14 protein-coding genes are annotated in these 14966 nt (G+C 63.9%); 7 read left to right on the top strand and 7 right to left on the bottom strand.

All coding sequences use genetic code 11. The features are described 5' to 3' along the window. The 4 genes from E5W87_RS22420 to E5W87_RS22405 all read left to right on the top strand — a co-directional run. Positions 1-867 (top strand): di-heme oxidoredictase family protein (locus E5W87_RS22420; protein WP_292402381.1); only part of this gene is annotated, 867 nt, incomplete at its 5' end. Continuing rightward, entirely contained in the window at positions 864-2294 is a 1431-nt protein-coding gene (locus E5W87_RS22415; protein WP_292402379.1) for a putative sulfate exporter family transporter, read from the top strand. The genes E5W87_RS22420 and E5W87_RS22415, both read left to right, overlap by 4 nt. Positions 2295-2339: 45 nt before the next feature. Then, positions 2340-3053: a phosphoadenylyl-sulfate reductase gene (locus tag E5W87_RS22410; protein ID WP_292402376.1), complete on the top strand. Its 714-nt coding sequence runs from the start codon at positions 2340-2342 to the stop codon at positions 3051-3053. 169 nt (positions 3054-3222) lie between these two features. After that, a complete protein-coding gene (locus E5W87_RS22405) occupies positions 3223-6453 on the top strand; it encodes a hypothetical protein (RefSeq protein ID WP_292402374.1) in 3231 nt (1076 codons plus the stop codon). A 60-nt stretch (positions 6454-6513) separates the two neighbouring features. On the opposite strand, the gene E5W87_RS22400 is transcribed toward E5W87_RS22405, so the two are convergent. From E5W87_RS22400 to E5W87_RS22375, 6 genes are all read right to left on the bottom strand, one after another. Beyond that, positions 6514-7149, bottom strand: coding sequence for a LysE family transporter (locus E5W87_RS22400; protein WP_292402371.1), 636 nt, complete (start codon positions 7147-7149; stop codon positions 6514-6516). Positions 7150-7602: 453 nt separating this feature from the next. Beyond that, positions 7603-8622 (bottom strand): isopenicillin N synthase family oxygenase, encoded by a 1020-nt coding sequence (locus tag E5W87_RS22395; RefSeq protein WP_292402369.1) that lies wholly within the window; start codon positions 8620-8622, stop codon positions 7603-7605. Positions 8623-8832: 210 nt separating this feature from the next. Beyond that, the gene (locus tag E5W87_RS22390; protein ID WP_292402365.1) at positions 8833-9543 is read right to left on the bottom strand and encodes an SDR family NAD(P)-dependent oxidoreductase; all 711 of its coding nucleotides are present in this window, start codon (positions 9541-9543) and stop codon (positions 8833-8835) included. A gap of 66 nt (positions 9544-9609) precedes the next feature. Beyond that, entirely contained in the window at positions 9610-9993 is a 384-nt protein-coding gene (locus tag E5W87_RS22385) for a GFA family protein (protein WP_292402363.1), read from the bottom strand. A gap of 158 nt (positions 9994-10151) precedes the next feature. Further along, positions 10152-10958, bottom strand: coding sequence for an SDR family NAD(P)-dependent oxidoreductase (locus tag E5W87_RS22380; protein ID WP_292402360.1), 807 nt, complete (start codon positions 10956-10958; stop codon positions 10152-10154). Positions 10959-11106: 148 nt separating this feature from the next. Further along, a complete protein-coding gene (locus tag E5W87_RS22375; protein WP_292402357.1) occupies positions 11107-11952 on the bottom strand; it encodes an NAD(P)-dependent oxidoreductase in 846 nt (281 codons plus the stop codon). 233 nt (positions 11953-12185) lie between these two features. Here E5W87_RS22375 and E5W87_RS22370 point away from each other — a divergent pair, with 233 nt between their 5' ends. The 3 genes from E5W87_RS22370 to E5W87_RS22360 are packed head-to-tail and all read left to right on the top strand — an operon-like array spanning position 12186 to position 14663. Next, positions 12186-12830, top strand: a complete 645-nt coding sequence (locus tag E5W87_RS22370; protein ID WP_292402354.1) for a cysteine hydrolase family protein — start codon at positions 12186-12188, stop codon at positions 12828-12830. Positions 12831-12879: 49 nt separating this feature from the next. Continuing rightward, positions 12880-13434, top strand: coding sequence for a MarR family winged helix-turn-helix transcriptional regulator (locus E5W87_RS22365; protein WP_292402351.1), 555 nt, complete (start codon positions 12880-12882; stop codon positions 13432-13434). A 41-nt stretch (positions 13435-13475) separates the two neighbouring features. Then, positions 13476-14663: an amidohydrolase family protein gene (locus E5W87_RS22360; protein WP_292402348.1), complete on the top strand. Its 1188-nt coding sequence runs from the start codon at positions 13476-13478 to the stop codon at positions 14661-14663. 15 nt (positions 14664-14678) lie between these two features. Here the strand turns inward: E5W87_RS22360 and E5W87_RS22355 are convergent. Further along, positions 14679-14966: amino acid synthesis family protein (locus E5W87_RS22355; protein ID WP_292402343.1), on the bottom strand; the 288-nt coding region annotated here is incomplete at its 5' end.

The raw sequence follows: 14966 nt of genomic DNA, 5'->3' as shown, positions 1-14966 counted from the left end.
AGCCAGGACGGCCGGCTTCTCGCCCGCGCGACGATCGAGGTTCCCGGCCTTGGGCCTCTCGGACCCGATCGCCTTCGCGCGATCGCGACCTCGGCGGACGCGCAGCATATCTGGATAACGATTAGCGGCGAGGTTCCGGGATTTCCGGGCCACGAAGGGGCGCTCGTCGAAGTTGGGGCCTTCGACGAGCACGGCGCGGCGGCAGCGACGCAGGGGACGCAGAGCGCTGCCGCCGACGCCAATCTTGCGGCGCGCGGAAAAAAGTCGTTCCAGACCGACTTCACGCCGCAGATGGGCCTCGGCCCATTGTTCAATGCAACGTCCTGCGTCGCCTGCCATCCCGGCCCCGGCGGTGCGAGCATCGATGAAAGCCACTTTGCGCGCAGGATAGCCCATATGGATCCGGGCTCTGGGCGCACGGTTCCGATCGATCATCCCAACAGTCCGGTCGCCAGACGTCATGCGTTGCGCGATGGCATGAGGATCGTGTCGGCGGCGGTGCCAGGCCAGGCCAATGTAATCTCGCTGCGTATGCCGCTCGCTCTCTACGGTATCGCTGCGATCGACGAGATACCCGACAGCGTCATCGAAGCGCAGGCCGTCAGCAAGGGCGACGGCATCAAAGGCCGCGCGCATCATGTCGTCGATGGCCAGGGCGCGTCGCGGGTCGGCCGGTACGGTTGGAAGGCTGACATAGCCACCCTCAAAGACATGGTGGCGAACGCTTTCGCAAACGAGCTCGGCATCACCAGCGCGACTGTCAGCCGCGAGGCGGGCGCGCAGCCGATCGAAGACGATTCCGCACAGATCGACGCCGTCGCTTCCTATCTGCGAACGCTCCGCCTGCCCGACGAGGCAAAGCCATGAGCCTCGCGCTGACGCTCTCCCATGCGCCGGAAAAAGCGCGCTCAGTCTTGCCCGGCGTCATCGTTGCTGCGGCACTCGCCCTTGCTGCCGGCTGGATCGCCGGCGGACTGGGCGAGCCGCTGTCGCGCAACCCGGTCCTGGTCGCCATGCTCTTCGGACTCATGATCGGCAGCAGCTTCGCCTGTCCGGACGCCTTGCGGCCGGGGCTCGACTTCACCAAGCGCTATCTGCTGCGGCTCGCCGTGGTGCTGGTCGGCTTCCGTATCACGACGCGGCTGTTCCTGGATCTGGGGTTCATGCCGCTCGCGGTGGCGGCCATCGAGCTGATCCTGGTGCTGACGCTGCTCTATGCGATCGCGCGCAAGCTGTTCAGGCTCGACGCAGAGATCGCGCTGCTTGTCGCGGTCGGCAGCGCCGTCTGCGGCGCCGCGGCGATCCTCTCCATGGCCGCGCTGGTGCGTGCACGCGACCAGAGTGCCGGCATCGCCATCGCCCTGATCACGCTGAGCGGCACCGTGGCGTTGCTCGCCTATCCGGTCATGTTCCTGGGCGGTTGGCTGCCGCATCTCGACGACCGCCTCTACGGCGTGTTCGTCGGGGCGAGCATTTTCGAGCTGGCGCAGGTCTACGGCGCTTCCTTCGCCATTTCCGACGGCGCGCTGAACACCGCCACGCTCGTCAAGCTCAGCAAGGTGCTGATGCTCGTCCCGCTTCTGGTGGCCGCCAGCCTGGTCTTTCGCAGCCGCAACAAGGCGCAAGAGGCGGCGCCGATCCCGTTCCCGTGGTTCATCGTCGCGTTCATCGGCGTGGTGATGCTCAATTCGGAGATCACCCTCAATCCGCAACTGCGCCGCGCCATCCTCGATGTCGACCAGTTCCTGTTCCTCATGGTGATGATCGCACTCGGCATCACCACCCGGGTCAGCCGGCTCGGAGAGGCCGGCGGCGCCTGGCGCCTTGTCGGCGTGGGCCTCGTCGGGGTGCTTCTGTCGGCGGCCCTGGCCTATGGTGCGCTGATCCCGTTCTCGGCGACCTTCCGGGCCGCATCACCTTCATCGAGCCAAAGCGCGATGCTTGGCAGCCATGGCGGACGGCTTTTCGCCTCGATCGGTTGCGCCAAATGCCATGTGCCGGCGCTGGAAGGTGTCAACGGCGAAGTCCGGCTTTATTCCGACCTTTTGCTGCACGATATGGGGCCGGCGCTCGACGACAAGATCGTCCAGGGGGACGCCGTCGGCGCCGAATGGCGGACCACGCCGCTCGCCGGCATTCGCCTGCGCCAACGCTACCTGCACGACGGCCGCGCGACCACGCTGCGTGATGCCGTTTTCGCCCATGGCGGCACGGCGCAGATCGTGCGCGACCGCTTCTTCGACCTGGACGAGACCGACCGCCAGGCGATCCTCGATTTCGTGGCGAAGCTATGATGCGGCCTTGTCACGCCATCGCCGTTTTTGACCGGCCGAACCGCGATGTATGAAGCCGTCATCGCAGAGCTGAACCATCTCGACGGGCCCGACCTGCTGGCGCCGCTCGTCACCGATCTGTTTTGTGGAAACATAGCGCTCGTGTCCTCATTCGGCGCGGAATCCGCAGTGCTGCTGCATATGGCGGCCTCGATCGACCGTTCGCTTCCCGTCATCACGCTCGACACTGGAAAGCTCTTTGCGGAGACGATCGCCTATCGCGCGCAGCTGACGGCTCTGCTCGGTCTCACCGATCTGCGCGTCGTCACGCCTCAGGCTGACGTCTTGCGGGTGCTCGACGGCGCTGGATCGCTGCACCGCCGCGATCCGGATCAATGCTGCCACATCCGCAAGGTTTTGCCGCTGGAAAATGCGCTGACTGGTTTCAAAGCCTGGATTTCCGGCCGCAAGCGGTATCATGGCGGGCTTCGCGCGGATGTTCCGACGCTTGAGGAGACTGACGGACGCCTGAAGATCGACCCGCTTGCCCGCTTCACCCGACAGCAGATCGAGGCCTATCTCGACCGACATCATCTTCCCCGGCATCCGCTCCTCAAGAAAGGCTACCTCTCAATCGGCTGCGCGCCCTGCACGGTCGAGTGCGGCAGCGCGGACAATCCGCGCGCGGGCCGCTGGAGCGGACTGTCGAAGATGGAGTGCGGGATTCACCGGTCGCCCGTCGGCGCTGCCTCACGCGATTCGGTCTCATCCGCGTCCTGATTTCGCGATCGCGCAGGCATCCAGTCAACGGCTAGAATAAGCCATTGCCGCTTCATCTGCGAAGCCACTACGAATTGTCGCATGATTGCGCTACCCTAAGGTCAATCTGGGCGGCGGGACGGTCACGGCGGCACGACCGGCGCTCGATGATTGGTCGAGCGGAGCCCCCATGACCTCTCTAGACGCCATCGAAGCCGATGCGAGGCGCCCGCTCTTGGGCACAGGCCGGATCGCCAAGCTGGCGGCGCCGCGCAGCGCCAGGATATTGAGGCGGAACCGCGTTCTCGAAGCGATCGACCTGAAATCGCGATCAACCATATGCTGGGTCGCGGCGCCGGCCGGCTACGGCAAGACGACCGCGGTCATCGACTATCTCGAAAGCGTCGAGGCGCCGCATGTGTGGTTCCGCGTCGACGAGGGCGATCAGGATATTGCGCGCTTTTTTCAGTATCTGACGCAGTCACTTGCCTCACCTGCGGTTGGCGACATGCCGGTGTTCGGCGTCGAATATGCCGAGCAGCCGAAGGAGTTCGCCAGGCGCTTCTTCAGAGCCTATTTCGCGCGACTGAAACCCGGCACCATTCTGGTCCTCGACGATCTGCACGATGCCGACACGCCGGAGTTCCGTGGGGTGCTTTCCGTGATGTTCCGTGAGCTTCCGGACACGGTTCGGTGCATTTGCGCCTCGCGAACGCTGCCACGCGAAGAACTGAGCGACCTAGTCCTCAGAGGCCAGATGGCCGTCATCGACAGATCGGCGCTCGAATTCTCGACCGCGGAAGCGCGCGATCTCGTCCAACTGCGTTCGAAGAACGCCTCAGTCGATGTCGAAGCTGCGCGCGGCTGGGCGATCGGACTGGTTCTGCTCGCGGATCACGGCTCGACGGTCGGACCTGATGACACGAGCGGCGGGCAGAACGCACTGTTGGATGTTCTTGGCCGCCACTTCTTTCTTTCCCTCCCCGCCGCAGACCAGGATATGCTGCTGAAGCTCAATCTGCTGCCTGAAATCAGCGCCGAACTGGCCGACGAGATGATAGGATCTGGTGAGGCGGGAAAGCTGCTCGACAGGCTCTACAAGCGACAGTTGCTCGTCACGCGTACGGAAAGCAGCCGCGACGTCTTCTACCTGCACGATCTGTTGCGGGATTTCCTCGACCGATGTTTCGCTGAGCGCGTGCCACGGGAAGAGCAGAGATTGCTGAAACGAAAGGCGGCGACGATCCTCGTCGAGGCAGGCCGTCTGGATGAAGCCATCCCGCTTGCCTTGCAGGCCGAGGACTGGGGGCTTGCCGGCAAACTCATACTGAGCCGCGCGGAGGATGTGCTGGCGCAAGGCGGCCGGGCGACTTTCATCGACTGGTGCGGCCGATTGCCGGAAGCGCTGATGAACGGCTGGCATTTTTATTGGCTAGGCGTTGCCCACGTGCCGGACGACGTCGCAGCGGAGCGCTGGCTGGCGAAGGCATGGCAGGCCTTTGGCAAGGCCGACGATCAGCGCGGCCTGTGTCTCACCGTGTCGCGCGCCGTCTTGGTCAAGACCGCCAGTTGGCGCACCTACGAAGGCCTTTCCATGTGGACCCGCCGGGCATTCGAGCTGATCGAGCGCGGCCTGCCGGAACTGCCTTCCGAAGAAGCGATGCTGGTGCGCATCGGCATGATGCGGGCGCTAAACTTCGGCGACGACTACTACCGCAACAGCCCGGCTGGACAAGCACTGGAAGCCGAACTCCTTGAGCGTCTGACCAAGAACTCCGGGCAGGATCCGAGCGGATTGCGGTTGCTTGCGAGCGAAACGCTGATCGATCTCTCGGCGTCGACCATGCGGGCCGATCTGTTTGCCAAGGCGGTCGACAGCGTTATCGACGATTTAAGCGAGAAGGACGTGCTGCCCTGGATCCTTGGCATGTGGCTGGTCGCCTTCGGTGCGGAGAGTGGTCGTTACTTCCCCTACAAAAGAAGAGATTTTCCTTATCCGTCGTCCGAAGCGGCGTTGCGGGCGGCGATCGCCATTGGCGAGCGCGAGTCGCTTAGGAGCGTTGAGTTCGGCGGGCTCTACCATCTCCAGATGCAGATGAAGGTCCGCAACGATTTTGCCGAGTTCCACCAGGTGGTCGGGCGGTTGGCCGAGATCGCCGACAGCCGCTTCACCACGCAAGTGGCCGTCGTCGCCGATTGCCATGCCGCGCTGCATGCCAGGCAAGGCGATTTCACGGCTGCCTACCAGGATTGCGAGCGCTTCATGGCGGCGATCGAGGCCGCCAACGAGCCCATGGTCGAGCGCTGGCCGCACTACATCACGAAGTTCCAGGTGCTGCTCGCCGACAGGAAGCCGCGCGAAGCCGCCACACTCCTTGGCGAGTTGCTGCCTCGGCTGGACGGCGGTGCCCACAGACGGAGCGAGATATGCATCCTGGCGGCCGACGCGCTGGAGAGCTTGTGGGACGGGGATTCGCACTATGGCGATCGGCTGAAGATCTTCTTGATGGCGCTCCGCGACATCAGCTGGCCGATGGTGCTCCTCAACGTTCCGGACTTGCTCGCCGAACTGCTTGGCGATGCGCTTGAGCGCGGCATCGAGCCCAAGTTTTGCCGGTCGCTGATCAGGGAACGCCGGCTGGACGCGCCGCGGCGGCGGCCCGCGGCCTGGCCGTGGCCGCTCAAGGTCCATGTTCTCGGAGGCTTCCGGCTCGAACTTGACGGAAACCCTCTTCCTCTCGGCGCCAAGCCGCCGACGAAGGCTCTCGACATCTTGCGGGTGCTGGCGATCTCGAAAGACAACACCTGCTCGCTGGAGACCCTTCAGGACTGGCTGTGGCCCGACCTCGACGGCGATCAGGCGCGGGCGGCTTGCGAGCAGGCGTTGCATCGGCTGCGCAAGCTGCTGGGGCGGACCGATCTCGTCGCGCAGCGCGAAGGCAAGCTTCGCCTCGCATCGGACAAGGTCTGGGTCGACCTCGCGGACTGGGATGCACGGCTCAAATCCGTCATGATAACCAATGGCGAGACGGCCGGACTGCGCCGAGACGCCGAGGCGCTCTTCCTCGCATTTCCCGGCCCGCTGTTTCTGCACGAGCGCGCCAGCGCCTGGTCGCTCGCTGTCGCTGAAAAAGTGCGTCGCGATCTGATCGATCTCGGATTGCGGATCGGCCAGCGGCTCGAGACGACCGGCAACGCCCATGAAGCGCGCTCGATTTATCTGAGGACGTTGGACCTCTATCCCGATGCCGGGCCCGTCTGCAGGGCGCTGATCAAGGAGCGGCTGTCGCGCCGTGATTTCGAAGCCGCGGTCGACGACTATGCACGCTACGAACGGGCGCTGCGTGCTGCCGGAGAAGCGGCGCCCGCCGCCGAAATACGCGCCATGGTCGAACCCTACCTCGCACGGCTCACGCGCTGAAGACGATGTGTTGTGCTGTCTCGCGAAACCCCAAGGCTGTCGTCGGTCTGGGGCCATCACTCAAGCTCCCTTCAGGATGTTTGCAGCCAGGAGAAGGGCCGCCAGGATCAGAACGAGACCTGCGATCGCGTCCATTCGCTTGCGGTAGATCGGGCGGTCGAAGCGGTGCGACAGGCCCACCCCGGCCAGACTCCAGCCATAGAACTTGATCGCGGAAGCCGTGAGGAACCCGGCGGCGAAGCCTACCTGTTCCTCGCTGCCGTAGCTGAACGAGAGCACGCCGACGAGAAACATCGCCTCGAACCAGGCCAGTGGATTGAGCCAGGTGACGGCAAGCATCGAGCCGATCGCACGCAATCGGGATCTGCGGCCTGACGCAACAGTCTCGATGTGGGATGTCCGGCTGACCGCGAGCAAGGTGCGTGCTCCCCACCAGGCGAGAAATCCGGCGCATGCCGCCTGCAGCATGCCGGAAATCACGGGATTGTGGGTCAGCAGCGTCCCAAATCCACCGATTCCCATAGTGACCAGGGCGATCTCCGAAACGTAGCCCGTGGAAGCGACCGCAAAGGGATGGCTGCGCGTCAATCCCGCCTGGATAAGCATGAGGTTCTGGGGCCCGAGGGAAAAGATGAGCCCGAGGCCGAACACGAAGCCGGATACCGCTGCCGGCGACAACAGGGCGTCGGCTGTCATGCGACGTCACCCGGTTTTTTCGATCGCGCGTTGTTGTGCATCTGCTGCCTCCCACGCGACGTAGTGTGAAAGGCAGGCACATATGGATCGCTTACGGCAAAGCCGGCAGTCCCAGGTTCACGATTCGGCCACAGCCGATTTGCCGAAATCGCACGAAAAAATGGCCGGGCTCGAATGCGGCCCGGCCAAAAGAAGGTTACAACCTTCAGAGGGGAACACCGTTCAGCGGAATGGGAGGAAACCGTCGAACGGTTTTACCTGTTTGAGCTTATTTGAGCGCGTTGGCGACGAACAAAATTCCAAAAGCCGCCGGATGACGAAAATTTCTGTTCTATTTGCCCTAGTGCATGTCGCCTAAAATGCGCAGCGTTTTTTGATAGCGACACGCATGGGAACAACGACCTAAAGCGCGGCGCATGAATCTCTTCAAACGGGACGCGCGCTTTAACGCCTTCAGACAGGTGACACCCTCGTTTCGAGGAGATCGGCATAGTGCCGGCGCGCCACGTCAGGATGCGAGCGCAGACGGCTTTTCAGCACGTTGGTTCCGACGTCGCGAAACAGCGGATTGTCCGGATCGCTCGCCGGTCCGCGCGCTTCGGCAGCCAGTTCTTCAGGCAGGGTGAGCAACGGGATCGTCGCATCGAGCCGGGCGCTGAAGAAGAAAGGAACGGAAATTCGCTCGACACCGACCGGTGGTGTGACGACGCGATGGACCGTCGCCCTGAGATAGCCGTTCGATGCCAGTTCGAGGAGCTCGCCGATGTTGACCACCAGCGTTCCGGGGATCGGATCCACATTCACCCAGCTTTCGTCGTATTCGACCTGCAGCCCCTTGCTCTCGTCCTGAAGCAGGAGCGTCAGGAAGCCGCCGTCCTTGTGCGCGCCGACGCCCTGATCGCCACCGGTCGCGTCGCGTCCGGGATAGCGCACGATTTTCATACGATGGTTGGGCTCACCGCCATAGATCGGATCGAAAGCGTCCTCGGCCTGATCGAGCGACAGCGCGAAGGCCTTCAGCAGGCGGATCGCCACCGCCGTCGCCCTGGTCTGCCATGCCAGCAGCGCCGGCTCGAGTTCCGGCAGGGTCGAAGGCCATTGGTTCGGCCCTTGCAGCCGCGTCCAAGCAGGAATGCCCGGCCCCTGTGGTACGGGTCGGCGCTCGACGCCGATGTCGAGCTGTTCGCGCCAATCGGCCTTGCCCTTGGTCAGTTCGCCACCGGTGCGCGTGTAGCCGCGGAATTGCGGTGACTTGACCATTTCGATGGCCAGCTTGTCAGCTTCGGGCAAGGCAAAGAACCGGCGTGAGGCGTCGAGCACCTCGTCGGTCTCCACGGCCGAAATCCCATGGCCGCTGAGATAGAAGAAGCCGACATCGCGGGCCGCTGTACGCAGGTCGAACAGAAAGGTCCGACGCTCCGACGCGCCCTGTCCGAGACGGCTGAGATCGAGCACGGGTACAATCCTGGCCATGGTCAACCTCCTTCTGCCTCAGGCTTGGATCAGGCCTATACGGTGACACGCACGTCGTCGCGATCAAAGCAACGCTCGACCCAATCTCGACACCAATGAAAGAAAGTCAGCGCTGCGTTTGGTGGCCGGCAGGCAAATAACGTCCGAACGATGCTCCATGGCAGGATGGCATCATGGCAACCTATGCTCGAATTGCAGTGCGGCCGAGGCTCAGAAAGTCTCGGCCCATGGCCTGAGTTCGAGCTCCGATGTCCAGGCGCTGCGATGCTGCCGATGGATTGCAAGATAGGTTTCGGCGATCGCGTCCGAAGACAGCCGGCGATCCTGCCGGTCGGGTTCGCCGGCCTGCCCGGGCCTATTCTGTCCGGGCTCGTTCGGCGCGATCACTCCGTCGATGATGAAATGCGCGACATGGATGTTTTTCGGCGCAAGTTCGCGGGCCATGGATTGGGCCAGTCCGCGCAGGCCGAACTTTGGCATCGCAAAGCCGGCCGAGCCCGAAAACCCTTTGATGCTGGCGGTGGCGCCGGTAAACAGGATCGAGCCGGAACCACGGGAAAGCAACCGGCGCGCGGCCTGCTGGCCAACCAGGAACCCGCCATAGGCGCCGACCAGCAATGCCTGCCTGACCGCTTCGGGATCGAGGTCGGCGATCGGTCCGCGGGCGCGGCCGCTGGCGTTGAAAACCACAAGCGACAGCGGACCGGCCTTGTCGGCGACGTCGAACAGGTTTTCGACCGACCCGACATCGGCAACGTCCGTCTCGACCGCCAGCGCGCCCGTCTCGTCAACCAGCGCGCTCAGCTTGCCGACGTCGCGGGCAGCCAGGACCACGCGAAAGCCCTCCTTGGCGAGAAGACGTGCAAGCGAGGCGCTCAGCCCCGGCCCTGCTCCCGCGATGATTGCCACGTCCGATGTCATGGAGCTTCTCCTTTACGGGTTCTGGTGCGGTACGGATTCTAGTGCAGCGGATTGGCAATTCAGGTCCTACCACTCGTGTTTCTGAGGCAGACCGTCGGTCAGATCGTAAAAGTCGGATTTCGAGCCGACATAAATATGTTCGACGAGACGAAGGCCGGTCGGCCGGTCGAGGGTCCCGACCGTGACGTATGTTTCCACGCCCGGCGCTGCCTTCCAGAACAAATTGCCACCGCAACGTGAGCAGAAGCCGCGTTGGACGCTTTCCGACGACTGGTACCATGTCAGGGTCTCAGAGGCCGAAAGCCTGGGGTCCGCCGAGTTGCAGGCAGCCATGGCGGCGAAGTTGCCGCTCGTGCGCGCGCATTGTGAGCAGTGGCAGGCGATCGGCTGAGCAACCTCGCCAGCGATCTCGTAGTGCACGCCACCACAGAGACAACGTCCCGTCGCCATCCGGTCCTCCGTGATCCGCCCGCATCGAGTGGTGCGGTTGGATTGTTATGGCATTGATCGTTTCGGCGCCAGCACGGCCGCTGGCGCGCCAAACTACCCGTACATTTGCCGGCGGCCGCCGCCGAACGGAACCGAGGCATCCAGTCTATGAAGGTGACCTACCGAAATTTCGGAAATACGCCGCCGGCCGGCGCGTTGGCCCAACTCTGCAAGGTCTGGCCGCCGTCGATCAGCCAATCCGCGCCGGTGACGTGCCTGGCCTCGTCGGAAGCCAGGAAGGCCACGGCGGCCGCGACGTCGTCGGGCTGGCCGATGCGGCGCAGCGGGATCCGGTCGGCGAAATGCTGGACGCTGCTTTCGAAATCGCTGCCACCATCTGCGGGCACACCGAGCGTCGTCTCGATCACGCCGGGGCAGATGGCGTTGACCCGAATGCCGTAGGGCGCGGCGTCGATGGCCGCGACCCGCGTCAACCCGACGACGCCATGCTTGGAGGCGACATAGCCGGCACCGCCCGCGAGCACGTCCCAGCCGGCCATGGACGAACCCATATTGACGATCGAACCGCCATCGCCGGCCTTGATCATCACCCGCATCGACTCCTGAAGGACGAGAAACATGCCACGCAGATTGATGCGGATGATGGTGTCCCAGTCCTCGACGGGCAGTTCGTGAACCGGAGCGACGACGCCGGAAATCCCGGCATTGTTGAACACAACATCGAGCCCGCCGAACGTCTCGACCGTGGTTGCAACGGCGCGCCGCACATCCGCCTCGTCAGTGACGTCGGCTTCGATGGCGATTGCGCGCTTGCCGAGAGCCTGAGCCAGTTGCTGCGCTGCATTGCCGTTGCGGTCGACAATCGCGACCTTTGCACCCTCGTCGAGGAAACGCCTTACCGCCGCACTGCCGATCGCGCCGGCGCCACCGGTGACAAGGACGCTTTTTTCGTCGAATCGCTTCATCTTCCAGTCTCCGGCTAGGTGTGTTGAGATTCAGGTCAGGACGAGCCGAAAATGGTGGTTTTCGAGAACCGGAGCGGAGCGGACATTTGGGTCCGTGAGCACCGGAAGCGCAGAAAATCGCCGTTTGCAGGCCGGCATCACCTGAATATCAATACACCTTGGGGTAGGAACGCCACGAATGGCTTGCCTCGAAGCCGATCGTTTCGCGCGCATGGCTCGTATCGAGCACGGCGCCGTAGCCGGCGATCGGCCGCAACAATACGGCATCCGGGTAGACACGGCGCACGAGCGGCTCGGTCTCCTCTTCCATGAAAGTGTCGGCCGCGCTCAGCAGGACGCGGAGGTGACCGTCGCCTTGCCATTCAAGCGCCTGCAGGAAGCCCTGCCCCGCGTCGCGCGCGTCGAGATAGCTCCACAGGTCACGGGCGCTGTCGGCAGTGGCGCGGCGCGGGCCGACGCCGGAGAAAAAGCTGGCCGGGGTCTGGATCCACGGCATGCGGATGCTGACAGCCGAAAAAGCGCCGCGGCGCACCGCAGCGTCGACGATTTCCTCGCCGAGCCATTTCGACAGGCCGTACGGATCCTGCGCGCCGACCGGGTGGTTCATATCGACCGGCAGATAGGGCGGACGCACCGGCTTCTCGAAGAAAGGATAGCCAAAAACGCTGAAGGACGAGGCATAGATGAAGCGCCTGGCGCCAGCCATGGCCGCCGCCTCGACGACATTGTAGGCCGTCGCGACATTGGTCTTGAACACCTCGCCGCCGGCCCGTCCGTTGGGACGCGGGATGGCCGCGACATGAACCACGGTGTCGCAATCGCGCACCAGCTGCAGCGTCGATCCCAGGTCCATCAGGTCCGCGGTCGCATACCGCCATGCCACGTCACCCGGCGCTACTGTATCAATGCCCAGCACATCATGACCGGCCGCAACCAGCGCCGCGGCCACATGGCGGCCAAGCAGACCGCTGGATCCGGTGACGATCGTTTTCATGTCTCAGCCCTCGACGCCGCGATTTCAGCCAATTGAATATCATTGATGGTCATACAAATCGAACACCCGATTGCCGAACCTTGTCAATGCCATTCCGCATCGAAGAACGGCCCAGGTCTTTGCCGGCGCGGCCTGCGCACACCCGGCGACGAGGCTTTGCCCCGAACGGGATTGACTTGGCATCCGCGACGGTTTTTTGTATGAGTATCAACGATCGACCAAAGGAGCTCGCCATGCCAGTGGACAGTTTTTCCTCACATCGGCACGATGACGCGATGCGCCTCGATCCGCAACGCGCAGCAATTATCGTCATCGACATGGTCAACGAATTCTGCAAGCCCGGCGGGGCCATGGTGCTGCCGGGATACGAGACGCTGGTTGCGCCGCAATTGGCCATCATCGAAGCGGCGCGTGCCGGTGGTGTGCCGGTGATCTGGGTGCACGATACCCACCGGGCAGGCATGCGCCGCGAGCGCGAATGGGTGAAGCGCACGCCACATTGCCTCGAGGGCAGCTGGGGACCGGAGATCATCGAGGATCTCGGCGCGCGCGACGATGAAATCCATGTGATCAAGCGGCGCTACTCGGCGTTTTTTCAGACCGATCTCGACCTGACGCTTAGGGATATGCAGGTCGATCAATTGGTCATCTTCGGCGTGGTCACCAACATCTGCGTGCGCTCGACCGTCCATGACGCCTTTTTCCAGGGCTATGAAGTGGTGGTGCCAAGCGATTGCTGTGCGGCGACGGGACCGCGCGAGCAGGAGAGCTCGCTCTACGACATAGCGACGCATTTCGGCGTGGTCAGCGATTCGGCGAGCGTCGTTGCGGCCCTTCGCGACGGAACGTCGCTTCAACCGGCTGAAGTCGCGGCTTGAGCTTTTTCGAGCCTGCGGTATCCGAGATAGCGACAAGAGGAGTCCCGGCGTGACGACTGACACCGAATCGCAATCCGAAAGCGGGTCCGCACCCAAAGGGCCGGGCGACAGTGCCAAGCCGCTGAGCCGCGAACAGGTTCTGCAGCGATACGCCAAGACCGGCTACGAACTGGACCGCCATCCGGCGCACGTGATCCGCCGGGCACACCAGCGCGCGACGCTGCGCTTCCAGCAAGTCATGGCCGGCGAGGATCTTTCACCAACGCAATTCGCCGCCCTCGCTACCATTCTCAAGCAGGGCGAGGTCTCGCAGAACCATTTGGGACGGCTGACCGCGATGGACCCGTCGACCATCAGCATCGTCGTTCGCAAACTTCTCAAGAACGGGCTGATCACCCGCAGCGCTTCCGATACCGATCAGCGCCTGTCGATGATCGCGCTGACCGACAAGGGAACCAGATACACGCTCGACAGGCTCGAACGCAGCGTCGAAGTTGGGCGGCGATTTCTGTCGCCGCTTTCGCCCGCGGAACAGGCGACGCTGCTTCGCCTGCTCAACCGCATCAACGACGACGATCCATCGAATGGCGATAGCGGGAAATAACTCGCGTCCCAAAATTCCTGGAAATGACAGACGAGGTGCCGATGTCGCTCGACCCAAAACCCAACACGCTTGTCGTGCGCAACATCGGCCTTGTGCTCTCTGGCGATCTCGGTCGGCCGACCCTCGACGCCGACACGATTGTCGCGGTCGACGGCAAGATCAGCGCCATCGGCAAGGCCGGCGCCCTTGATACCAGTGCCGCCGTCACCGTGATCGATGCAATGGGCAGCGCGGTCGCTCCGGGCCTCATCGACAACCACGTCCATCCGGTGGCCGGCGACTGGACGCCGCGGCAGAACCAGATCGGCTGGATGGATTCGACCGTGCATGGCGGGGTCACCACCATCATCTCGGCGGGAGAGGTCCACACGCCGGGCCGTCCGCGCGATCTGGTCGGATTGAAAGCGCTTGCCATCGCGGCCCAGCGGACCTTCTCCAACTTCCGCCCGAGTGGAATGAAGATACTGGCCGGTGCGCCGATCCTGGAGCCCGGCCTGGTCGAGGAGGATTTCCGCTACCTCGCCGAAGCCGGCGTGACGCTTGTCGGCGAGGTCGGCCTCGGTGGCGTCAAGGACGGGCCGACCGGCCGGCAGATGGTGGCCTGGGCGCGCGAATATGGCATGACCTCGATGACCCACACTGGCGGCCCGTCCCTGCCCGGCTCCGGCCGCATCGGCGCGGATGTCGTGCTGGAGGTCGACGCCGACATTGTCGCCCATGTCAATGGCGGCCCGACGGCACTGCCCGAAGCGGAAATCCGGCAAATCTGCGAGAAGGGCTCGCGCGCACTCGAAATCGTCCACAACGGCAATCTGCGCACCGGACTGTTCGTGCTCGATCTCGCCAGGCAGCGCGGCGAACTTTCGCGCATCATCGTCGGCACCGACAGCCCGGCCGGATCCGGCGTGCAGCCGCTCGGCATCCTGCGGATCCTCACCATGCTGGCTTCGCTGGGCGGTGTCGCGCCGGAAGTGGCGTTCTGCTTTGCCAGCGGCAACACGGCGCGCGTACGCGGATTGCATGATCGCGGCATGATCGAAGTCGGTCGCGCCGCCGACCTGATCTTCATCGACCAGGCGATCGGCGGCGCTGGAGACGGGCTGCTCGACAGCGTGGCGCAGGGCAACCTTCCGGGAATCGGAATGGTCGTCATCGACGGCGTGGTGCAGACCCGCCGAAGCCGCAACACCCCGCCGGCAATGCGGGTGCCGGAGGTCGTCACCGTTTGACGGGCGTGCTGAGATTCAGCTGACACCGTCCTTGCCGACGATCTTGTCCTTGGTCAGCCCGCCAACGCGTGGGTGCGGCCTGCCGGAATCGGTCACCGCGATGGCGACGACGATCTCATCGGCGCGCGGCGCGTCAGGGACGCGAACCTCCATGCCGTCGAAATGGCTGCGCACCCGCGCCGCATCCTTGTGGCCGAGCGGAATGTCGAGCGGCACGCCGAGACCGCCACGTTTCTTCGACGAGGGAATGAGCGCGGCGCCCTTGCCGAGCACATCGCGAAACGGGGCGCCGAGCTTGGGATG

The sequence above is a fragment of the Mesorhizobium sp. genome (assembly GCF_004962925.1).
Lineage (GTDB): Bacteria > Pseudomonadota > Alphaproteobacteria > Rhizobiales > Rhizobiaceae > Mesorhizobium.
The sequence above is the reverse complement of the archived record's forward strand: the minus strand, read 5'-3'. Positions and strand labels throughout refer to the sequence as shown.